The sequence below is a fragment of the Paenibacillus sp. genome (assembly GCF_031177825.1).
Taxonomy (GTDB): domain Bacteria; phylum Bacillota; class Bacilli; order Paenibacillales; family YIM-B00363; genus Paenibacillus_AE.
Genome location: NZ_JAPSKE010000037.1, coordinates 1 through 20,816 on the forward strand (window position 1 = coordinate 1; position 20,816 = coordinate 20,816).

At 61.6% G+C, this 20,816-nt stretch carries 21 protein-coding genes and 2 tRNA genes; 21 read left to right on the forward strand and 2 right to left on the reverse strand.

All coding sequences use genetic code 11. The features are described from left to right. Window positions 1-46: 46 nt before the first annotated feature. Both RIN49_RS26105 and RIN49_RS26110 read left to right on the forward strand, forming a co-directional pair. Window positions 47-122 (forward strand) — tRNA-Phe (locus tag RIN49_RS26105). 28 nt (window positions 123-150) lie between these two features. Beyond that, window positions 151-236 (forward strand) — tRNA-Tyr (locus RIN49_RS26110). A 64-nt stretch (window positions 237-300) separates the two neighbouring features. Here RIN49_RS26110 and RIN49_RS26115 read toward each other — a convergent pair. Together RIN49_RS26115 and RIN49_RS26120 are read right to left on the reverse strand one after the other, a co-directional pair. Then, on the reverse strand, window positions 301-864 hold the full coding sequence (locus tag RIN49_RS26115; RefSeq protein WP_309123058.1) for a beta-class carbonic anhydrase: 564 nt from the start codon (window positions 862-864) through the stop codon (window positions 301-303). 25 nt (window positions 865-889) lie between these two features. After that, window positions 890-2,155 (reverse strand): nickel-dependent lactate racemase family protein, encoded by a 1,266-nt coding sequence (locus tag RIN49_RS26120; RefSeq protein WP_309123059.1) that lies wholly within the window; start codon window positions 2,153-2,155, stop codon window positions 890-892. Between the two features lie 95 nt (window positions 2,156-2,250). Here RIN49_RS26120 and RIN49_RS26125 point away from each other — a divergent pair, with 95 nt between their 5' ends. From RIN49_RS26125 to RIN49_RS26215, 19 genes are all read left to right on the forward strand, one after another. Continuing rightward, on the forward strand, window positions 2,251-3,195 hold the full coding sequence (locus tag RIN49_RS26125) for an MraY family glycosyltransferase (protein WP_309123060.1): 945 nt from the start codon (window positions 2,251-2,253) through the stop codon (window positions 3,193-3,195). 43 nt (window positions 3,196-3,238) lie between these two features. Next, on the forward strand, window positions 3,239-4,261 hold the full coding sequence (locus RIN49_RS26130; protein ID WP_309123061.1) for a PucR family transcriptional regulator: 1,023 nt from the start codon (window positions 3,239-3,241) through the stop codon (window positions 4,259-4,261). A 95-nt stretch (window positions 4,262-4,356) separates the two neighbouring features. After that, window positions 4,357-5,475, forward strand: coding sequence for an ABC transporter ATP-binding protein (locus RIN49_RS26135; RefSeq protein ID WP_138197336.1), 1,119 nt, complete (start codon window positions 4,357-4,359; stop codon window positions 5,473-5,475). A gap of 167 nt (window positions 5,476-5,642) precedes the next feature. Then, a complete protein-coding gene (hprK, locus tag RIN49_RS26140) occupies window positions 5,643-6,581 on the forward strand; it encodes an HPr(Ser) kinase/phosphatase (RefSeq protein WP_309123062.1) in 939 nt (312 codons plus the stop codon). Between the two features lie 16 nt (window positions 6,582-6,597). Next, window positions 6,598-7,629 (forward strand): prolipoprotein diacylglyceryl transferase, encoded by a 1,032-nt coding sequence (gene lgt / locus RIN49_RS26145; RefSeq protein WP_309123063.1) that lies wholly within the window; start codon window positions 6,598-6,600, stop codon window positions 7,627-7,629. Then, window positions 7,607-8,272: a pyrophosphatase PpaX gene (ppaX, locus tag RIN49_RS26150; RefSeq protein WP_309123064.1), complete on the forward strand. Its 666-nt coding sequence runs from the start codon at window positions 7,607-7,609 to the stop codon at window positions 8,270-8,272. The genes lgt and ppaX overlap by 23 nt, the downstream gene beginning before the upstream one ends. Next, the gene (locus RIN49_RS26155) at window positions 8,269-8,802 is read left to right on the forward strand and encodes an acyltransferase (RefSeq protein WP_309123065.1); all 534 of its coding nucleotides are present in this window, start codon (window positions 8,269-8,271) and stop codon (window positions 8,800-8,802) included. Before ppaX ends, RIN49_RS26155 begins: the two co-directional genes overlap by 4 nt. A 231-nt stretch (window positions 8,803-9,033) precedes the next feature. Beyond that, entirely contained in the window at window positions 9,034-10,236 is a 1,203-nt protein-coding gene (locus RIN49_RS26160) for an ATP phosphoribosyltransferase regulatory subunit (protein WP_309123066.1), read from the forward strand. Between the two features lie 16 nt (window positions 10,237-10,252). Then, complete coding sequence (gene hisG, locus RIN49_RS26165) at window positions 10,253-10,888, forward strand: ATP phosphoribosyltransferase (protein ID WP_309123067.1); 636 nt, start codon at window positions 10,253-10,255, stop codon at window positions 10,886-10,888. 14 nt (window positions 10,889-10,902) lie between these two features. Further along, window positions 10,903-12,198 (forward strand): histidinol dehydrogenase, encoded by a 1,296-nt coding sequence (gene hisD / locus RIN49_RS26170; RefSeq protein WP_309123068.1) that lies wholly within the window; start codon window positions 10,903-10,905, stop codon window positions 12,196-12,198. A gap of 66 nt (window positions 12,199-12,264) precedes the next feature. Further along, window positions 12,265-12,861, forward strand: coding sequence for an imidazoleglycerol-phosphate dehydratase HisB (hisB, locus tag RIN49_RS26175; protein ID WP_309123069.1), 597 nt, complete (start codon window positions 12,265-12,267; stop codon window positions 12,859-12,861). A 3-nt stretch (window positions 12,862-12,864) separates the two neighbouring features. Continuing rightward, window positions 12,865-13,491 carry an imidazole glycerol phosphate synthase subunit HisH gene (hisH, locus tag RIN49_RS26180; RefSeq protein WP_309123070.1) on the forward strand — a complete coding sequence of 209 codons (627 nt, stop codon included), beginning with the start codon at window positions 12,865-12,867 and terminating at the stop codon, window positions 13,489-13,491. Window positions 13,492-13,497: 6 nt separating this feature from the next. After that, window positions 13,498-14,265, forward strand: coding sequence for a phosphoribosylformimino-5-aminoimidazole carboxamide ribotide isomerase (gene hisA / locus RIN49_RS26185; RefSeq protein ID WP_309123071.1), 768 nt, complete (start codon window positions 13,498-13,500; stop codon window positions 14,263-14,265). A 38-nt stretch (window positions 14,266-14,303) separates the two neighbouring features. Beyond that, the gene (hisF, locus tag RIN49_RS26190; protein ID WP_309123072.1) at window positions 14,304-15,062 is read left to right on the forward strand and encodes an imidazole glycerol phosphate synthase subunit HisF; all 759 of its coding nucleotides are present in this window, start codon (window positions 14,304-14,306) and stop codon (window positions 15,060-15,062) included. Then, window positions 15,062-15,742, forward strand: a complete 681-nt coding sequence (hisIE, locus tag RIN49_RS26195) for a bifunctional phosphoribosyl-AMP cyclohydrolase/phosphoribosyl-ATP diphosphatase HisIE (protein WP_375295290.1) — start codon at window positions 15,062-15,064, stop codon at window positions 15,740-15,742. The genes hisF and hisIE overlap by 1 nt, the downstream gene beginning before the upstream one ends. 118 nt (window positions 15,743-15,860) lie before the next feature. After that, on the forward strand, window positions 15,861-16,817 hold the full coding sequence (locus tag RIN49_RS26200; RefSeq protein ID WP_375295291.1) for a ribose-phosphate diphosphokinase: 957 nt from the start codon (window positions 15,861-15,863) through the stop codon (window positions 16,815-16,817). Window positions 16,818-16,928: 111 nt separating this feature from the next. After that, window positions 16,929-18,677, forward strand: a complete 1,749-nt coding sequence (locus RIN49_RS26205) for a tetratricopeptide repeat protein (protein WP_375295292.1) — start codon at window positions 16,929-16,931, stop codon at window positions 18,675-18,677. 65 nt (window positions 18,678-18,742) lie between these two features. Next, window positions 18,743-19,696 carry a thioredoxin-disulfide reductase gene (gene trxB / locus RIN49_RS26210; RefSeq protein WP_309123074.1) on the forward strand — a complete coding sequence of 318 codons (954 nt, stop codon included), beginning with the start codon at window positions 18,743-18,745 and terminating at the stop codon, window positions 19,694-19,696. Between the two features lie 148 nt (window positions 19,697-19,844). Then, on the forward strand, window positions 19,845-20,795 hold the full coding sequence (locus tag RIN49_RS26215; RefSeq protein ID WP_309123075.1) for an ROK family glucokinase: 951 nt from the start codon (window positions 19,845-19,847) through the stop codon (window positions 20,793-20,795). Window positions 20,796-20,816 lie beyond the last annotated feature (21 nt).

A 20,816-nucleotide genomic window follows, 5' to 3' on the forward strand; every position in this document is an offset into this window, starting at 1 on the left:
GCAGGAGACCGCGGGTTCGAATCCCGTCGGCTCCGCCATTTTTTACGGCTTGGTAGCTCAGTCGGTAGAGCAATGGACTGAAAATCCATGTGTCGGCGGTTCGATTCCGTCCCAAGCCACCATTTTCAAAGCAATGTCGATTTACCCCATGGGGGATTAGCGAAGTGGCCAAACGCGGGAGACTGTAAATCTCTTCTCTTACGAGTTCGGTGGTTCGAATCCATCATCCCCCACCACCTTATCCGACCTACTTTAACAAAGCAAAAGCGTTTCTTCTTTTAGAAGAAACGCTTTTTTTCTTTATTCGTCGTAACCGTTCACCAATACGTCGAGCTTACCGGTCTCCGGATGAATGATAAGGCCATGCACCGGAACGCCGGCGGGAAGCAGCGGATGGTTCTTAATGATTTGTACGCTCTTCATAACGCCTTGCGTGACGTTGTCGAAGCCCGTGAGCCATCGTTCCAGATCGATGCCGCCGTTGCGGAGCGTCTGGATCGTATTTTCGGGAACGCCGCTCGCCTTCGCTTTCTCGATGATGTTGCCCGCGTTCAATCCGGTCATGCCGCATTCATGGTGGCCGACGACGAACACTTCCGACGAATTGAGCTCGTACAATGCGACCAGGATGCTTCGCATAATGTTGCCGAACGGCTGGGTGACGATCGCTCCCGCATTGCGGATGATTTTCGCGTCCCCGTTGCGCAGGTTCATCGCGCGCGGCAGCAGGTCGATGAGACGGGTGTCCATGCAGGTGAGAACGACCATCTTTTTGTCGGGGAATTTATCCGTCAAGTACTGCTCATACTTCTTCTCCTCGACGAATTCCCGATTGTGCTCCAAGATCGATTCTAAATGATTCATCTTTATCCCTCCACTCTGGAGAAGATTATACTTGAAAACCTCTGTCGTTGTCACGAGCTGAAAGGTCGGGGAACGTTAACGAAGCGCACGGCATCGCCGCCATGGACTCTCCGCGGCGCGCCGCTTCGTCGATCCAGAGCTGAAGATCGGACACCGTCCGGAAACCGAGCAATTCGGCTAACGGACGAGGGATGTCGGAGTAGAGAAATACTCGATGCTTCTGAAGCGCCCGATGCAGAATCCGCAGCTTATGGGCGCCGAGCACGAATCGCTCCTCTAGTTCGCGAACGGCGCGCTCGCGATCGATGCGCGTCTCGGCCCATTCTAGGAATGTGCCGTTCCCGTATAATTCCTGACACCGTGCGATGAGCAGAATACTGCCTCCGGGCTTCGCGAAGGCGGCGGCATTTTCTAACGACTTAATCGCTTGGTACAGCTGCATATCCTTCGGGTAGCCGCCCGCGGAGGCGACGACGACGTCGTACTTGCGTTCGCCGGAGATCAAGAACTGATCGCGAGCGAAGACGGCCCCTCGGCGATGCGCTTCCCCTGGATGACCCGCGAACGCGGCCAGCGCGCGACGTCGATGATCGGCGACCACGTTATAGAGGAAGTGGATCGGAACCATGGCGCACGCTTCTTCGATGTCGCGGTGCAGCGGGTTGTCGGCGAAACCGGGAACGGCGCGATACCGCTGCGACAACCCGTGATGCCGTTCGATCGAAGCGGCGGAGGCGACGCCCGGGAAGAGCGCCTTGCACCCGCCGGACAGGCCGACGAGTCGATGCGGCTCGATGTTGCCGGTGGCGATGCGAAGATCCGCTTCCGCTACCTTGCGGTTCAACTCGATCGGGGTGCCTAACGCGGTCGTGCCGACGAAGATACAGTCCTCCGAAGCGGCGGAATGATTCTCGACGAGCACTCGCTTGAACGCCGTTTCGCCGGCGATACCGAGCAGCTCGTCCGCGGTCTGGGCGCGGTGCGTCCCGAGCGCGACGACGACGCGGATTCGTTCGTCGGGTATGCCGCCCTCGTTCAGCGCGTCGAGCAGCAGCGAAAGGAACGACGCCGTCGGACTAAGGCGCGTGACATCACTGACGAGAATGACCGCGTCGCGCCGGCCCGCGGCCAGCTCCGGCAGCGACGGGGAGTCGATAGGCGAGCGAAGCGCCCGACGGAGCAACGCGTCCGCGTCGGCACCCTCGACGGCCGGGGTTCGGTACGAGAGGACCTCGGGCTCGGAGAACGGCCAGGTAACTGTCAATTCTTCGGTTCCGTAGGCGAATCGCAAGGGACCAGCCTCCTTTTTCGATGGACCTAATTATTTCCGCTATTGGCGCAATCCATTCCGGGATACCCTACGAGTACGAAAAAGGGGGGATCGACGTGCGTTACGCCATCGCGTTGTTGACCGCGCTCGGAACGGTTTACTGCTTAGTCCCGCCGATTCGCCTCGCCGCGATGCGCTGGGGGTTCGTGGATCGGCCCGCGCCTAGGAAAATTCACCGGACGCCGATCCCGCTCATGGGCGGAGTGGCGATCTTCTTAGGCTGCGTCGCGGCCTTCTATGCATTCATCGGTTGGACGCCGCTGACGGCGTCGATCGTCTACGGCGGCGGCGCGCTGATGGCCGTAGGGCTGGTCGACGACGCATACAAGACGAAGGGCAAGGAGTTCCCGGTATGGCCTCGTATCGTCGTCTATACGATCGTCTCCTCGATCCCGGTGTGGTTCGGCATCGAAATCGCGGGCGTCCGCTTCGGCGGCGAAGGCATGTGGATGTTCGGGGGCGGATGGAGCGTTCTTGCGACGATGTTGTGGGTGTTCGCTTTGATCAACATGATGAATTTCATCGACGGGGTCGACGGCTTGGCTTCCGGCATCGCGGTCATCTCTTCGCTCACGCTGCTGGCCGTGGCGCTGCTCAAGGGGCAGGGGCCGTCCGCGGCGGCGGCGGCGGTCGTCGCCGGAGCGGCGCTCGGCTTTCTGGCGTACAACTTCTACCCTGCGAAAATGTTCATGGGCGACGCCGGCGCGACCTTCCTCGGCTACGCGCTCGCCGTCATCGCGGTCGACGGGGCGTTCAAGAGCGCGGCGGCGCTGTCGCTGTTCGTGCCGCTGCTCGCGGTCGGCGTCCCGATTATGGATACGGCGATCGTATTTTCAAGAAGACTGCTCTCGGGCAAAGGGCTGCATCGTGCGGACAAGCTGCACACGCATCATAGCCTGCTCCACTGGGGGTTGAATCAGAGACAGACCGTCTCTTTCCTTTATTTGGTCGGGGCCGTATTTTCGCTCCTTTCGATCCTTTTGCTCTTAACCCTCGGTTGACTGTGCTACAATAAGGAAAAACGGACAGGCTGAGGAGACGAGGATGGAACTGGAGCAGCTGCGGAGTAAACTAGAGACGATCTTCGGGAAGAAAGTAACGGCGCAGAAGGATCACGGAGAAGCGGTCCGGGGAGAGGCGTTCGCGGCCGCGGGCGCGACGCTCGTCGTCCACGGCGAACTGACGGCATCGGAACGAAAGCTGGTAGAGCTCTTGTTGGAAAACGGCCCCCGGCCCGAATCGAAGCCGGGAGGCGGCGGAACGGACGACGAGCGGCTGGCTGCGGCGCTGGCGGATTGGATCGTGGAGCGGCTGGAGCAGGGCGATCAAGACGCCGACTTGCCGGATTCGTTCGTGCGCTGGTCGATGCTTGTGGGATCGAAGGTGCCGCTGCTCGTCTACGGGGATTATCCGGAGCGGCTGCCTTCAAGCTCCTACGCCGACCTGAAGAAGCTGCTGAAGACGTTCTTCGAGGCGGAGGTCGCGCTCATCCCGTTACATAATAAGATGTGGTTGATTTTGGCGGACGCGTCGCTGTTGTCCGAAGAACGGGAAGGCGAGGAAGAGTCGGTCGAGGAGGCGCTGTCCGCGCTGGCGTCGGGCTTGCAGGATATGGCGGCCAGCGAATGGGTCGGCGAGTGTCATGTGGCGACGACGTACCCCTTTTCCCCGGCGGGTTCGCTCGTGCACACGGTCGCGACGCTGCGCGAGACGCTCGAGTTGGGGAGAAACTTTCGGCAATCCTCCAATATTCACTTGCCTTGGGAGCTGCGGCTCGAGACCTTGCTCGACGCGGTGCCGAAGCGGGCGAAGAACAGATTTCTGGAAGGCGTGCTGCGGCGCGCGGAGCCATCGTTCGATCCCGAGATGCTGCAGACGCTGGAAGCGTTCTTCACAGAGAACTGCAACGTCAGCGATACCGCGAAGCGCTTATACATTCATCGGAATACGTTGTTGTACCGGCTCGACAAGTTCAAGCAAGAGACGGGCATGGACGTCCGGGACTTCGAACATGCGGTACTCGTGCGTTTGGCGCTTCTCTTGTATAAAGTAACGAAAAGGAAATAGATTTTTTGTAAACCTTGTGCATAGTCGTCCTCCCCCGCCTGAGGTAGAATGAACATATCAAGTTTCAACAATATGTGTTAGGGGGACTACTGATCATGGCAGGAGTACGCTTAGAGCACGTTTATAAAAAATACCCGGGTTCCGAAACAGCATCCGTTACCGATTTCCACTTGGACATCGCAGATAAAGAATTCTTGGTTCTCGTCGGTCCGTCCGGCTGCGGCAAATCTACGACGCTTCGTATGATCGCAGGCTTGGAAGAGATCTCGGAAGGCACGCTGTACATCGGCGACCGCGTCGTGAACGACGTCGCTCCGAAAGATCGCGATATCGCGATGGTATTCCAGTCCTACGCCCTCTACCCGCACATGAACGTATATCAAAACATGGCATTCGGCTTGAAGCTTCGGAAGTTCAAGAAAGCCGACATCGACAAGCGCGTCCGCGAAGCGGCGAAGATCCTCGACATCGAGCACTTGCTCGAGCGTAAGCCGAAGGCTCTCTCCGGCGGTCAGCGCCAACGTGTCGCCTTGGGCCGCGCGATCGTCCGCGAACCGCAAGTGTTCCTGATGGACGAACCGCTTTCCAACTTGGACGCGAAGCTCCGCGTACAGATGCGCGCCGAGATCTCGAAGCTGCACAAGCGCCTCGAGACGACGGTCGTCTACGTAACGCACGACCAGACGGAAGCGATGACGATGGGCAGCCGGATCGTCGTTATGAAGGACGGCTTCATTCAGCAAGCCGCTACGCCGGAAGAAGTGTACAACTACCCGGTGAACATGTTCGTAGCAGGCTTCATCGGTTCGCCGTCGATGAACTTCATCCAAGGCAAGCTTGTCGATGAAAGCGGCGAAGTTCGCTTCAAGGCGAACGGCGTGAACGTGGTATTCCCGGAAGGCCGCGCGAAGACGCTTCGCGAGAAGGGTTACGTAGGGAAAGACGTCGTGTTCGGCGTTCGTCCGGAGGACATCCACCAAGAGCCGATCTTCCTCGAGGCGTCCCCGAACAGCATCGTGAACGCGAACGTCGAAGTCGCCGAGAACCTTGGTCACGAGATGTTCCTCTACCTCGCTGGCATCGGCACCGAGTCGATCATCGCTCGCGTCGACGGCCGTGCGGGCGTGAAGGAAGGTTCGAACCTCCGTCTCGCGTTCGACATGAACAAAGCGCACATCTTCGACAAGGAAACGGAAAAGAACGTATTCTTGTAAGAATTTCGATAAAGAAGTCGTCCCGAGAGGGGCGACTTCTTTTTTATATCCCGAGGCTCGCGTTCGCAAGAATGGTTCGACGCGGCCGCGGTTTGGTTGATTTCGCCATAGGTTTCCGATACGATGGGGAAAGAAGTCAACTGTGCGTAAATGGGAGACGTTCATCTATGGCGAAAAAAGTGAAAGCGGCCGATCTGGTCAAACATTTCGGTCTGGAAGTGTTGGCCGGCGAGGACGGGCTGAAACGGCCGATCGCGGTTGCCGATCTGCATCGGCCGGGATTGGTGCTTGCAGGGTATTCGAATTACTACGCGAAGGAACGGGTGCAGCTGCTGGGCATGACGGAGCTGAGCTTCTTCGAGACGTTGTCGGAGAGCATGCGCCGCGAGCGGGCGGAGGTGCTATGTCAGGAAGAGACGCCGTGCCTGCTCGTGACGCGGGGCCTGGACGTGCCGCAAGAATTGATCGAGGCGGCGGAGACGCACGGCATTCCGCTGCTGCGCGGAACGATGACGACGACGATGTTCGCCAGCCGGTTGACGGGATATTTGGAAAACCGACTCGCCCCGTCGACGACGATTCACGGCGTATTGGTCGACATCTACGGCGTCGGCATGCTGATTACCGGCACGAGTGGCATCGGGAAGAGCGAGACGGCGCTCGAGCTCGTGAAGCGCGGCCACCGGCTCGTCGCGGACGACGCGGTGGAAATTCGGCAGACGGCCGATAACGAGCTGCACGGCAACGCACCGGATCTCATCCGGCATCTGCTGGAAATTCGAGGCCTCGGCATCATTAACGTCATGACGTTGTTCGGCGCCGGCGCCGTGCGCAACTTCAAGAAAATTTCCGTCGTCGCGCGGCTGGAGAACTGGCAGCAGGACAAGCAATACGACCGTCTCGGTTTGGACGAAGAGAAGACCCGCATCATCGACACGGATCTGCCGCTCGTCACGATTCCGGTTCGTCCCGGACGAAATCTAGCGGTCATTATCGAGGTGGCGGCGATGAATTACCGGCTGAAGCGGATGGGCTACAACGCCGCGCAGCAGTTCACGAATCGCCTCACCGAGACGATCGCGGAAGACTTCGACGAGGTGGAATAACGGAGGAGGACGGTTCATGATTCATTCATTGGCGCTGGACCCGATCGCGTTCGCGATCGGGCCGCTCACGGTACATTGGTACGGCATTATCCTCGGGACCGCGGCGCTGGTCGGTCTGGCGTTGGCCGTCCGAGAGGGCAAACGGTTCGGTATCATCCCGGACTTCTTCATGGACCTGCTGCTCATCGGCGTTCCGTCCTCCGTCATCGCCGCTCGGCTGTACTACGTAGCGTTCCGATGGCAGGATTACAAAGACGATCCGATCGCGATCTTTAAAATTTGGGAGGGCGGCATCGCCATCTACGGGGCGCTCATCGGCGCGTTGGTCGCGGGCTTCCTCTATATCCGGCGTAAGGGCTACAGCTTCTGGCGCATCGCGGATATTTGCGCGCCGAGCTTGATCGCCGGACAAGCGATCGGGCGTTGGGGCAACTTCGTGAACCAAGAAGCCTATGGCAGTCCGGTGACGGAAGGGTTCCTGCGCGACGCGCTGCATCTGCCGAACTTCATCGTCAATCAGATGTACATCGACGAAGTGTATCGACATCCTACGTTCCTTTATGAATCGGTATGGAACGTCGCCGGCCTGCTGCTGTTGTTCGGGCTGCGGCGGCTCCCGATCGTCCGCTCCGGCGAGCTGCTGCTCGGATACTTCATCTGGTATTCGATCGGGCGGTTTTTCATCGAAGGGCTGCGGACGGATTCCTTGGCGTTCACGGGGCCGAAGTGGCTGGAAAATCTGCTCGAGGGGCTCTGGTCCCCGATGCTGCTTCTGGCCCCGCCGGGCAAGATGGATTACGGCAACATTCGCATTTCGCAGCTGGTGGCCGTCTTGCTCGTCATCGGCGCGATCGCCTTGATCTTCTACCGCCGGGCGGCGGGCTACGCGAAGGAACGATATTCGGACCCGATCGTGTCGACGAAAGCGTCGGCGTCGGCACCGGCGGGCGCGCCCGAGACGGCGGCGCCGGCGTCGGCATCGGAGGAAGCGACTACGGAAGAGAGACGGGAGCGTAAGGAACCGCATGATCCGAACGGTACTGTTTGATTTAGATGGCACGATCCTGGATACGAACGAGCTGATCTTTCGCTCCTTCGAGCACGCGTGGGAGCGGAAGGGCTGGCCGATGGTCACGCGCGAGCGGCTGACCCCGTACATGGGCGGGAAGCTGCACGACATGTTCCGCGAGACGGCGGGCGTAACGACCGACGAGGAGGTCGAGGAGCTGATCGGCTTGTACCGCGAGTACAACTGGGCGCATCACGACGAACTCGTTCAGGGCTTCCCGCACGCCCGCGAGGTGATGGCCGCGCTTCGGGCGGTCGGCGTGCGAATGGGCGTCGTTACGACGAAGATTCGCAAGACGTCGGAGATGGGGCTGGCGCTGTGCGGCATGGCGGAGTTTATCGAGACGATCGTCTCGCTCGACGACGTCGAGCACGCGAAGCCGCATCCGGAGCCGGTGCTGAAGGCGCTCGCCGCGATGGGCGTCGACGCGGAGACGGCGCTCATGGTCGGGGACAGCTCGGGAGATTTGCTGGCGGCTCGCGCGGCGGGCGTTCGGTCCGTCGCCGTCGGCTGGTCGATTAAGAGCAAGGAAGATCTGATGCGCTGCGAGCCGGACTATTGGATCGACGACATCAGAGAGCTGCTTGCCATCGTCGGCGTGGCGGAGGTCGAACGCGAATGAGACGGTTAGAGCGATATCCCGCCCCTTCGGGGGCGGCGAACGCGTTATGGCATGTGTACCGCACGGTGAGCTTCGCTAAAGCCGTGCGGAATTTTGTTTTTATTCAGATTTCCCGATACATGCCGCTGCTGGCCGTCAAGCGCTGGATGTACCGGCGCGTGCTGGGCATGCGGGTAGGGGAGAAGACGTCGTTCGCGCTGATGGTCATGCCGGACGTGTTCTTCCCGGAGCGGATTCAGGTGGGGCGCAACTGCGTCATCGGCTATAACACGACGATCTTGACGCATGAATACTTGATCAAGGAGTATCGCTTGGGAGACGTCGTGATCGGCGACGAGGTGATGATCGGCGCGAACTGCACCGTGCTGCCCGGCGTCGTGATCGGGGACGGGGCGGTCGTGGCGGCGGGATCCGTCGTTCATAAGGATGTAGCGCCCGGCGCGTTCGTCGGGGGCAATCCGCTGCGGACGCTGGGCTCGGCGTCGTCGAAAGAAGACGCCCCTCCGGGAGGGACGGATCAAGCGGATTGACAGAGGAAGGCGTTGAGGCAGGAGCCGGCGTACCGCGGGTTTTCTGAGGACGAGGCGGTCAATCGATCCGAAATCGGCGGATTGACGCCTCCCATGACGCGTGATATAGTACGTAGTAACGCTTTCGCTTGCTAATATGGTAGCACTTTAATGTGATAAAGAATCATGTGGGTTATATCGCCGCATCAGGCGATTGCGCGAGATAGAGACGGGATGCGAGGAGGAGACCACTTGTCTAAACCGAAGGTGTTCGAGAAGCCGGTCGGCGTAACGGACTATTTGCCCGAAGCGGTGGAGCGGCTGCGCCGCATCGAGACGAACGTCATGGCCTGCATGCGCCGTTGGGGGTATCGGGAAATCATGACGCCGACGTTGGAGTTTTACGATACGGTCGGCGTGGCGAGCGCGACGAGCGATAAGAAGCTGTTCAAGCTGTTAGACCGCTGGGGGACGACGCTCGTCATGCGGTCCGATATGACGGCGCCGATCGCGCGCGTCGTCTCGTCGCTGCTTCGAGATCGACCGCTGCCGATTCGCCTCGCGTACCATGCGAACGTGTTTCGCGCGATCGAGGAGGAAGCGGGGCGCAACTCGGAGTTTTTCCAGACGGGCGTAGAGCTGGTCGGCGACGCGAGCGCGGAGGCGGACGCGGAGGCGATCGCGCTGTCGATCGCGTGCCTGAAGGCGGCCGGCGTCCGGAAGTTCCGGGTCGCGCTCGGCCACGTCGGCTTTCTGCACGGCCTGTTCGAGGAGACGCTGCCGGGCCGGGTCGAGGCGCAGGAAGCGCTGAAGGATCATCTATTGCGGCGGGATTACGTCGGTTACCGCGAGGCGCTGCGCGGCCTCGAGCTGCCGGAATCGGTGCGGGTCGAGCTGGAAGGCATTCTGCGGCTGCGCGGCGGCCGGGAGGTATGCGACCAGGCGTTGTCGTTGTCGGCGAGTCCTACGGCGCAGGCGGCGATCCGCCATCTGTGCGAGGTGTGGGCGGTACTGAGCGCTTACGACGCCGTAGCCGACGTCTTAATCGATCTCACGATGACGGGAGATTTCAACTATTACACGGGACTGACCTTCGAGGGATACGCGTCGGACTTGGGCTTCCCCGTGCTGAGCGGCGGTCGGTACGACAATTTACTAGGCCAGTTCGGGCGGCCGGCTCCGGCGACGGGCTTCTCGCTGAAGACGAATCGCATTCTGGAGTACGTCGCGGCGAACGACGCGGGCGCGGCGGCGCGAACCGAACGCGTGCTGGTCGCGTATACGAGCGACGCGCGGGAGGAAGCGCTTCGTCAGGCCGGAGCGATTCGCGGCTCGGGCGGCGACGTGTCGGTGACGACGGTGCGCGTGGCCGATTCGGCGGAGCTTCCGCCGCCCGGCGAAGGCGCCGCGGAATTCCAGGGCTCGACGTACGATCGGGTCGTCACGTTCGGATAAGAAGGGGGAGCGGGACATGAGCGAGGATTTGCTGCGAATCGCGATGCCCAAGGGGCGGATCTATAAGAAGGCGGCGGCGCTGTTCCGGGAAGCGGGTCTCGACTTGCCCGAGGATCTCGACGATTCGCGCAAGCTGATCATTCCGGTGCCGGAGCTGCGGATGGAATTTATTATGGCGAAGCCGGTCGACGTGCCCACGTACGTGGAATACGGCGTCACCGATCTCGGCATCGTCGGGAAGGACGTCTTGGTCGAGGATAACCGCGACGTCTACGAGCTGCTCGATCTCGGCATCGCGCGCTGCCGAATGTCGGTCATCGGGCTGCCGGATTGGAAGCCGACGCTGCATCCGCGCGTAGCCACGAAGTATCCGGTCGTGGCGTCGAAGTACTTCCGCGAGCGGGGGCAGCAGGTCGAGGTGATCAAGCTGAACGGCTCGATCGAGCTGGCGCCGCTGATCGGACTCGCCGACCGGATCGTCGACATGGTGGAGACCGGGACGACGCTGCGGGAGAACGGTCTGGTGGAGATGGAGAAGATGTTCGACATCACCAGCCGCCTGATCGCGAACCGGGTCAGCTACCGAATGAAGAGCGAAGCGGTGCAATCGCTGTGCGACCGGCTGTCGACGGCGATCGCGGTGCGCGCGTAGAGGAGGCTTACGAGATGAATTTACGCATTTTGCGTCCGAACGAGTTTCAGCTCGACCGGCGGATCGATCACGAAAACGAAGAACAGCAAACCGTCGCCCGCAACATCGTCGAGCGCGTGCGTCTGGAGGGCGACCGCGCGGTGCTCGCGTTGACCGCCGAGCATGACGGCGTGACGCTGACGGCGGATCGGCTGCGGGTGACGGCGGAGGAGATCGCCGGGGCGTACGCCTCGGTCGACGAAGACTTCCTCGAGGCGATCCGCGCCGCGGCGGTCAACATTCGCGCGTACCACGAGAAGCAGCGGAAGCAGTCGTGGATCGACGCGCAGCCGAACGGCACGACGCTCGGGCAGTTGATCCGGCCGCTCGCGCGCGTAGGCGTGTACGTGCCCGGCGGCAAGGCGGCGTATCCGTCGTCGGTGCTGATGAACATTATCCCGGCTTCGGTGGCGGGCGTGAAGGAGATCGTCATGACGACGCCTCCGGCGACGGGCGGCAAGGAAGGAATCGACCCGTACATTCTGGTCGCGGCCGCGGAGGCGGGCGTGACGGAGGTGTACCGCGTCGGCGGCGCGCAGGCGATCGCGGCGCTCGCGTACGGCACCGAGACGATTCCCGCGGTCGACAAGATCGTCGGACCGGGCAACATCTACGTTGCGCTGGCGAAGCGCTTCGTCTACGGCGTCGTCGATATCGACTCGATCGCCGGGCCGAGCGAGATCGTCGTCATCGCCGACGAGGGGGCTAACGCCGCTTACGCGGCGGCGGATTTGCTGTCGCAGGCGGAGCACGACGAGATGGCGTCGGCGGTGCTGCTGACGCCGTCTCGCGCCTTAGCCGAGGCGGTGCAGGCGGAGGTCGAGCGCCAGCTCGAGACGCTGCCGCGGCGCGACATCGCGGCGGAGTCGATTCGCCGGCACGGGGCGATCTTGCTGACGTCGTCGCTGGACGAGGCCGCGGCGATCAGCAACCGGCTCGCGCCGGAGCATCTCGAGCTGCTGGTCGCGGACCCGCTCGGTTGGGTCGGGCGCATCGAGAACGCGGGCGCGATCTTCCTCGGGCCGTACAGCGCGGAGTCGGTCGGCGACTACTTCGCGGGCCCGAATCACGTGCTGCCGACGAACGGGACGGCGCGGTTCTTCTCGCCGCTCGGCGTCGACACGTTCCTGAAGCGGTCCAGCCTGATCTCGTACAGCCGGGAAGCGCTGCTCGAGAACGGGGACCGCATCATGACGCTGGCGCGGCGCGAGGGGCTCGAGGGGCACGCGCGCGCGATTCAGGTGCGGCTGGACGCGGAGCGAGGCGAATAGTCGGAGAAACTCCGACTAGGGCGCGCGGTACGGATAGATTCAACTAACGAACGGGGGCAAACCAACATGGCAGCAGAAGCGCGGAGGGCGGACATCGCCCGCAAGACGAATGAAACGGATATTACGCTGTCGTTCGCAGTGGACGGAGCGGGAACGTCGAAGCTGGAAACCGACGTCCCGTTCCTCAACCATATGCTCGACCTATTCGCGAAGCACGGCCAATTCGACCTGAGCGTCGAAGCGCGCGGCGACGTCGACATCGACGACCACCACACGGTCGAGGACATCGGCATCTGCCTCGGCGCGGCGCTGAAGGAAGCGCTCGGCGACAAGCGCGGAATTAAGCGGTACGCGAGCGTCTTCGTGCCGATGGACGAGGCGCTGGCGCAAGTCGTCATCGACATTAGCGGGCGGCCGCACTTCGAGCTGAAGGGCGAGTTCCCGGCGGCGACGGTCGGTACGTTCACGGTGGAGCTCGTGCACGAGTTCCTGTGGAAGCTGGCGCTCGAGTCGCGCATTACGCTGCACGTCATCGTGCACTACGGTCGCAACACGCACCACATGATCGAAGCGGTGTTCAAGGCGCTCGGCCGGGCGCTCGACGAAGCGACGTCGATCGATCCGCGCGTGCAGGGGGTGCCCTCGACCAAGGGGGTACTGTAACGGATGAGTTATATCGCCATTATCGATTACGGCATGGGCAACCTGCACAGCGTCGGCAAGGCGGTCGAGCGGCTCGGCGCCGCGGCGGTCGTGACGGCCGATCCGGCGGCGATCCTTGCGGCGGAAGGCGTCATCCTGCCCGGCGTCGGCGCTTACGGCGATGCGATGGAGCTCATCCGCGAATCCGGACTGGACGCCACGATCGGCCGTGTCGCGGAGAGCGGACTTCCGCTGCTCGGCATCTGCCTCGGGATGCAACTGCTCTTTACGGAAAGCGAGGAACACGGCACGCATATGGGGCTGAATCTGCTCCCCGGACGCGTCGAGCGGTTCAAGGGGCCGTTCAAAGTGCCGCATATGGGCTGGAACCGGCTGACGAAGCTGCAGGACAGCCCCATTCTCGACGGGATCGACGGCGGCCACGCCTACTTCGTGCACTCGTACCGGGTCATCCCGGACGTACGGAGCGACTTGCTCGCGACGGCGGATTATTATGGCGAGGTGTCGGCGATCGTCGGGCGGGGGAACGTCTTCGGCATGCAGTTCCATCCGGAGAAGAGCAGCGACCTCGGCATGCGTCTCCTCGGCAACTTCTTGAAGCTTAGCGCGGCGAAACCGGCGAAAGGATAAACCACCGTGAAATTCAGACCGTGTATCGATATTCATCAAGGCAAGGTGAAGCAGATCGTCGGGGAGACGCTGCAGGCCGATCCGGCGCAAGTCGTGGAAAATTTCGTCTCGACGCAATCGCCCGGGCACTTCGCGTCCATGTATAAGGAAGACGGCTTGACCGGCGGCCACATTATCATGCTGGGCGCCGGCAACGAGCAGGCGGCGGAGGAAGCGCTGCGCGCCTATCCCGGCGGCTTGCAAATCGGGGGAGGCATCCGCGAGGACAACGCGGAACGCTACCTCGCGCTCGGCGCGTCGCATGTCATCGTCACTTCGTACATTTTCCAAGACGGCAAGCTGAACCGGGACCACCTGGACAAAATCGTCGCGAGGATCGGCAAGGAGCGCCTCGTCATCGATCTGAGCTGCAAGGAGCGGGACGGCAAATATTTCGTCGTCACGAATCAATGGCGAACGTTCAGCGACTTCGCAGTGAACGCGGCGAACATGGCGGAATTGGAAGCGTATTGCGACGAGTTTCTCATTCACGCCGTGGACGTCGAAGGCAAGCGCGAAGGCGTGCAGGAGAAGCTCGCGGCAAGCTTGGCGGAGTGGACGACGATTCCGACGACGTACGCCGGCGGCGCCAGGTCGCTCGCCGACCTCGAACGGTTCCGCGACATCACGGGCGGCCGGCTCGACATTACGATCGGCAGCGCGCTCGATATTTTCGGCGGGCAGCTGCCGTATCGCGACGTGATCGCCTGGTGCGATAGCGAAGGCGCGCGATAGGCGGCGGCCGATCGGCCCAAGGGGGAGAACGAACAACCATGTTAGCGAAACGCATTATTCCGTGTCTCGACGTGAAGGACGGCCGCGTCGTGAAGGGCGTCAACTTCGTCAACCTGCGCGACGCGGGCGATCCGGTCGAGCTGGCCGCGCTCTACGACCGCGAAGGCGCCGACGAGCTTGTGTTCCTCGACATCTCGGCGTCGCACGAAGGCCGCGCGACGATGGTCGACGTCGTAAAGCAGACGGCCGGCGAAATCGGCATCCCGTTCACGGTCGGCGGCGGCATCTCGTCGGTCGACGACATGAAGCGGCTGCTGCGCGCCGGCGCGGACAAGACCGGCATCAACACCGCGGCGGTGCTGAATCCGCAGCTCATTACGGACGGCGCTCGCAAGTTCGGCAGCCAATGCATCGTCGTCGCGATCGACGCGCGCTTCAACCCCGAGTGGGGCACCTGGGAGGTGTACACCCACGGCGGGCGGAAGCCGACCGGCAAGCGGGCGATCGAGTGGGCGCAGGAGGCCGAGATGCTCGGCGCCGGCGAACTGCTGTTGACGTCGATGGACGCGGACGGAACGAAAGACGGCTTCGACGTGCCGTTGACGAGGGCGGTATCCGAAGCGGTCGGCATCCCGGTCATCGCCTCGGGCGGAGCGGGCCGCGTCGAGCACTTCGCGGACGTGTTCACGCAAGGGAAGGCGGACGCGGGGCTGGCCGCGACGATCTTCCATTATAAAGAGATGTCGATCGATCAGGTGAAGGGCTATTTGTTCGGTAAAGGAGTGGAAGTTCGATGATGGAACAAGCGGCAAACGCGGGAACCACGGTATTCGTGCCTCTAAGAGAGCTCGCGGCTCAAATTAAGTGGGACGAACGCGGGCTCGTGCCGGCGATCGTACAGGACGCAAGCACGAAGCAAGTGCTGATGATGGCGTATATGAACGAGGAATCGTTCCGGCTTTCGGCCGAGAAGGGCGAGACCGTATTCTGGAGCCGTTCGCGGAACGAGCTGTGGCATAAGGGCGCGACGTCCGGCAATACGCAGCGCATCGCGAGCGTCAAGCTCGACTGCGACGGGGACACGCTGCTCATCGAAGTGATCCCGGCCGGTCCGGCGTGCCACACGGGCGCGACGACGTGCTTCGAGCGGGAGGCGCAAGCGGTCGAGACGCCGCTGACGCCGAGCGCTCATCGATTCGCGATTCTCGACTCGCTGGAGCGGACGATCGCCCAACGGGAGAAGGACATGCCGGAAGGCGCCTATACGACGTACTTGTTCGACAAGGGCGTCGACAAAATTCTTAAGAAGGTCGGCGAGGAAGCGGCCGAGGTCATTATCGCGGCGAAAAACCGCAGCGCGGACGAGCTGCGCTACGAAGCCAGCGACCTGATCTTCCACCTGCTCGTCCTGCTCCAGGAGCAGAAGCTGCCGTTGGACGAAGTGCTGCAGGAGCTGGAACGCCGTCACAAAAAATAAAAAGCCTTACGTCCGGCCGCAAGCCGGATGTAAGGTTTTTTTATTAGAGCCTTTTCATGGTACAATTCACTTATAGATCATAAACGTTGCGAAATATCGTAAGGGGGACTTGGCGAGGATGCTGTTGCATAGCGATCGAGTGAAGGTGTTTAGCGGGTCGTCGAACCCGAAGCTGGCGGAGGCGATGTGCGCAGAGCTCGGCGTCGAATTGGGTCGAATCAAGCTCGCCCGGTTTAAGAGCGGAGAGATCTACGTGCATTACGAGGAGACGATCCGCAACTGCGACGTATACCTCGTGCAATCGCTGTCCCATCCGATCAACGAGCATCTGGTCGAGCTGATGGTCATGATCGACGCGGCGAAGCGGGCGTCCGCGCGCACGGTCAATCTCGTGCTGCCGTATTACGGCTATGCCCGTCAAGAGCGCAAAGCGGCGCCGCGGGAGCCGATCAGCGCGAAGATGGTGGCGGACATCCTGACGACGGTCGGGGCGAACCGCGTCGTGACGATCGATCTGCATGCGCCGGCGATTCAAGGCTTCTTCAATATTCCGGTCGATCATCTGACCGCGCTCGATCTGATCAGCGACGAAATTCGCGGCATGAACCTGCCGAACCCGATCGTCGTGTCGCCGGACGCCGGCCGCGCGAAGATGGCGGAGAAGCTGGCGGGCTACCTCGACTTGTCGTTCGCCATTATGATCAAGAAGCGCCCGACGCACAACGAGTCGGTCATCACGCATATTATCGGCGACGTCGAAGGTCATACGCCGATCATCATCGAAGATCTCATCGATACGGGCTCCACGATTATCAACGTCGTCGAAGGCCTGAAGGAAAAGGGCGCCGGCGACGCGATCATCTGCGCGACGCATCCGGTGTTTTCGAACGGGGCCATCGCCCGGATGGAGCATCCGAACATCGCGAAGGTGGTCGTCACCGATTCGATCGCGCTGCCGGACGCGCTGCCGCCGAACGTGAAGGTACGCTCGGTCGCCCCGCTGCTCGCGGACGCGATTCGGATCATCCACGAGGGCGGCTCGATTTCGGTGTTGTTCAAGAGCGGCGGCGTCTAAGCGGGGAAAGTCGGACAGGCAAGGCCGAAAGGCGGTACCGGACCCCGCGGAAACTATGCTATACTCGACATGACTTATAACTACCGGTGAAGACGGAGGTGCCGATCGCACTTGGAAAAGACTAAGCATCTAGCCCCCAAACGTAAAGTCATCCCTCTGCATATGGATGCGACGTTCTTTTTTGAAAGAGCGGTACAGTCGCTGGACCGATACAAATACGACAAGGCGCTGAAGTATTTCCGACGCGCCGTCGAATACGAGCCGGACAATCCGGTCAATCACTGCAATATGGCGGGCATCCTGTCGGAGATGGGGAAATACGGCGAGTCCAACGACGTGCTGAAGCACATCGTCGACCGCGTCGACCCGTCGATGACGGAATGCTATTTCTATATGGCGAACAACTTCGCCAACATGGAAGACTTCGAGTCGGCCGAGAAGGCGCTCGTCCACTATTTGGAGCACGACGCCAACGGGCAGTTCCTCGACGAGTCGGAAGAGATGATGGAGCTGCTCAGCTTCGAGCTGGAGCGCCCGATGAAGATCGCGAAAATCAAGAGCCGCGAGGGGTTCGTCGAGCACGACCGCGCTCGTTCGATGCTCGAGGAAGGCAAATTCACGGAAGCGATCAAGCTGCTCGAGAATTTGGTCCGGATGCATCCGGAGTTTTCCGCTGCGCATAATAATCTTGCCTTGGCTTATTATTACGTCGGACGATTCACGGACGCGCTCGCGGCCGTCAAGCAGGTGCTCGCGATCGATCCCGGCAATCTGCACGGCCTCTGCAATCTGGCGATCTTCCTGCAGCATGCAGGCGAACGCGAACCGCTCGAGGAGCTCGTCGAGCTGCTCGAGAAGACGGTCCCGTACCACCAGGAGCACGTCTTCAAGCTGGCGACGACGATGGGCGTGCTCGGCCGCCACGATTCGGCGCTGCGACACTTCCGCCGGCTGCTGAAGACCGAAGCGGGGCAGGCCGACGTGTGCCTGTACCATTACGCGGCGGTCGCCTGCTACAATTTGGACCGGTACGCGGAGGCGCGCCGCTTCTGGAAGCAAGCGGAGAAGCTCGATCCCGGCTCGGACATTCCGAAGTTCCATATGAACGTCCTGGACCGGATCGAGAGCGGCCTCGCGAAGGACGGCAAAATGACGATCAGCTACCATTACCACCTGCCGTTCGAGGAGCAGCTCCGCCAGCTCCAGCGGGCGCAGGCGGCCGGGTACGTGCCGGAGCGGCTGCGGAACGATCCGCTGCTGCGTTCCTCGTTCTTCTGGGCGCTGCGCCACGGCGATCGCGATACGAAGCTGCAGGTCATCCAGGCGTACGGCATGATCGGCGACGCGGAGGTGGCGGACTCGCTGACGGAGCTGCTGTCCGATCCGAACGAAGACGATTACGTCAAGAATGTATCCGTATTCGCGCTTCGCAGCATGGGCGTGAAGGGGCCGATCAAGGCCCTCATCGGCGGCCGGGAAGTCGCGTTCGAGAAGAACGTTTACTCGCCGAACCTGCCCGTTTGGAACGCCGAATGGCAAGAAGTGATCGATCTGGCGATGGTGCGGATGTCGACGCGATACGACATGATCCAGCAATTCGACATGGTGACGCTGTGGGTGGAGTTTCTGACCCGCGCATATCCGGCTATTCCGAAGTTGACGAAGAAGGAAGGCTGGGCGGGCGCCCTCGAATACTTGACGGCGAAGATGCACCGCAGAACCGCGTCGTACCAAGACGTGGCCCGGCGGTACGGCGTCTCCATCACGACCGTCAGCAAGCATGCGAAGCAAATCGACGAAACGTGCGGCTTGCGCGAAAAGATGGATTCGATCTTTGCGAATTTCGGCGAAAAGTTGTAAGATAGAGTCATTGTTTAGAATCATTCTAAATTCTAAACGGGTATCGGACTGGAGGAGAGAGACGTATGCGGAAAGTCATTATTATCGGTACGGGCCCCGCGGGGCTGACGGCGGCGATTTACTTGGCGCGGGCGAACATGAGCCCGCTTATTATCGAAGGACCGGAGCCGGGCGGACAGCTGACGACGACGACCGAGGTCGAGAACTTCCCGGGCTTCCCGGAAGGCATCATGGGTCCCGAGCTCATGGACAACATGCGCAAGCAAGCCGAGCGGTTCGGCGCGGAGTTCAAGACGGGCTGGGTGAACAGCGTCGACTTGTCGAAGCGGCCGTTCACGCTGCAGGTCGAAGGCCACGGGGAGCTGCAGGCGGAAGCGTTGGTCGTCTCGACGGGCGCTTCGGCGAAATACCTCGGCATCCCTGGGGAGAAGGACAACGTAGGCCGCGGCGTCAGCACGTGCGCGACTTGCGACGGCTTCTTCTTCCGCGGCAAGAAGATCATCGTCGTCGGCGGCGGCGACTCGGCGATGGAAGAGGCGTCGTTCCTGACGAAGTTCGCTTCGCAGGTGACGCTCGTGCATCGACGCGAAGAGCTCCGCGCCTCGAAGATCATGCAGGACCGCGCGCGCGGGAACGAGAAGATCAAGTGGGCGCTGAACAAGACGCCGCTTGAGGTCGTTGCCGGCGAGAAGGGCGTAACGGGTCTGAAGGTGCGCAACAACGAGACGGGCGAAGAGGAAGTCATCGAGACGGACGGCATCTTCGTCGCGATCGGCCATACGCCGAACACGAAGTTCCTCGGCGGCGCGATCGATACGGACGAAGTCGGCTACATTCAGGTGAAGCCGGGCACGTCCGAAACGAACATCCCGGGCGTCTTCGCTTGCGGCGACGTGCAGGACAACAAGTACCGCCAAGCGATTACGGCGGCGGGCAGCGGCTGCATGGCGGCGCTCGACGCGGAGCGGTTCCTCGAAGGGCATGCGGCGCATGACTGGAGCGAAACGTTGTCCAAATAATGCTAGCACTCTATAGATTCGCGCCGCTCGACCCTTGGTCGGGCGGCGTTTTTCCGCTTTCTCAAGGGCCGGAAGATGCCTTGACCTCCCGGAGCGGTTGCCTTATAGTGAGGTACAGAATAATTAACGGTGACGAGGTGGGATCCGCATGTCGCAAGCATTGTATGTAGGCGTCGATATCGGCGGCACGACTGTAAAGGTAGGCATTTGCAACGCGGAAGGGAAGCTGTTACACACCTATGAAGGACCGACGGGAACCGAGAGCGGGAACGACGTCATCCTAGACAATATCGCCGCGTACGTGCGCCGGATCGCGGACGATAACAATGCGTCTTGGGACGACGTCGCCGGCGTCGGCGTCGGCATTCCGGGCTTCATGGATTTCGCGACGGGCGTCGTCATTTTCTCGGCGAATTTCCCTTCGATGCGGAACGTGCCGGTGAAGGCGATTCTCGAGCAGAAGCTCGGCAAGCCGGTGAAGATTAACAACGACGCGAACGTCGCGGCGCTCGGCGAGGCGTGGAGCGGCGCGGGCCGGGGTCTCCAGAACGTCGTCGTGTACACGCTCGGCACGGGCGTCGGCGGGGGCATCATCGTCCGCGGACAAATTTACGAAGGCTTCTCCGGGATGGCGGGCGAGCTCGGCCACGTGCAGGTCGTGCCCGATATGGAAGCGATTCAATGCGGCTGCGGCCAACACGGCTGCGTCGAGACCGTCTCTTCCGCGACGGGCATCATCCGCATGGCGAAGGACGCCGTGGAACGCGGCGACAAGACGACGCTCGCGGATTTGCCGAGCCTCGCGGCGAAGGACGTGTTCGACGCGGCGAAGGCCGGCGACGAAGTCGCGCTGCGCATCGTGAAGCGCGCCGCCTTCTACCTCGGCAAGGCGATGGCCGCGACGGCGGTCATCGTCAATCCGGAGCGCTTCATCCTCGGCGGCGGCGTGGCGAAAGCCGGCGATATCTTGTTCGACGCGGTGCGCGAAGTATTCGCGAAGTATACGCCGCAGCGGGCGATCGTCGACATCGTGCCGGCGGAGCTCGGCAACGACGCCGGCGTCGTAGGCGCCGCGGGCTTGCATCTGCGCGCCTTGTAAGTCGCGCCGTTCCGTTTCCGA

What these genes read in the sequence shown, in the direction of transcription:
- trxB (WP_309123074.1), top strand. Translation starts at nt 18,743, where the DNA reads ATGCGGAAAGTCATTATTATCGGTACGGGCCCCGCGGGGCTGACGGCG.
- hisB (WP_309123069.1), top strand. Translation starts at nt 12,265, where the DNA reads ATGGCAGCAGAAGCGCGGAGGGCGGACATCGCCCGCAAGACGAATGAA.
- ppaX (WP_309123064.1), top strand. Translation starts at nt 7,607, where the DNA reads ATGATCCGAACGGTACTGTTTGATTTAGATGGCACGATCCTGGATACG.
- lgt (WP_309123063.1), top strand. Translation starts at nt 6,598, where the DNA reads ATGATTCATTCATTGGCGCTGGACCCGATCGCGTTCGCGATCGGGCCG.
- hisD (WP_309123068.1), top strand. Translation starts at nt 10,903, where the DNA reads ATGAATTTACGCATTTTGCGTCCGAACGAGTTTCAGCTCGACCGGCGG.
- RIN49_RS26215 (WP_309123075.1), top strand. Translation starts at nt 19,845, where the DNA reads ATGTCGCAAGCATTGTATGTAGGCGTCGATATCGGCGGCACGACTGTA.
- RIN49_RS26200 (WP_375295291.1), top strand. Translation starts at nt 15,861, where the DNA reads ATGCTGTTGCATAGCGATCGAGTGAAGGTGTTTAGCGGGTCGTCGAAC.
- hisG (WP_309123067.1), top strand. Translation starts at nt 10,253, where the DNA reads ATGAGCGAGGATTTGCTGCGAATCGCGATGCCCAAGGGGCGGATCTAT.
- RIN49_RS26135 (WP_138197336.1), top strand. Translation starts at nt 4,357, where the DNA reads ATGGCAGGAGTACGCTTAGAGCACGTTTATAAAAAATACCCGGGTTCC.
- RIN49_RS26115 (WP_309123058.1), bottom strand. Translation starts at nt 864, where the DNA reads ATGAATCATTTAGAATCGATCTTGGAGCACAATCGGGAATTCGTCGAG.
- hisH (WP_309123070.1), top strand. Translation starts at nt 12,865, where the DNA reads ATGAGTTATATCGCCATTATCGATTACGGCATGGGCAACCTGCACAGC.
- hprK (WP_309123062.1), top strand. Translation starts at nt 5,643, where the DNA reads ATGGCGAAAAAAGTGAAAGCGGCCGATCTGGTCAAACATTTCGGTCTG.
- hisF (WP_309123072.1), top strand. Translation starts at nt 14,304, where the DNA reads ATGTTAGCGAAACGCATTATTCCGTGTCTCGACGTGAAGGACGGCCGC.
- hisIE (WP_375295290.1), top strand. Translation starts at nt 15,062, where the DNA reads ATGGAACAAGCGGCAAACGCGGGAACCACGGTATTCGTGCCTCTAAGA.
- RIN49_RS26155 (WP_309123065.1), top strand. Translation starts at nt 8,269, where the DNA reads ATGAGACGGTTAGAGCGATATCCCGCCCCTTCGGGGGCGGCGAACGCG.
- RIN49_RS26130 (WP_309123061.1), top strand. Translation starts at nt 3,239, where the DNA reads ATGGAACTGGAGCAGCTGCGGAGTAAACTAGAGACGATCTTCGGGAAG.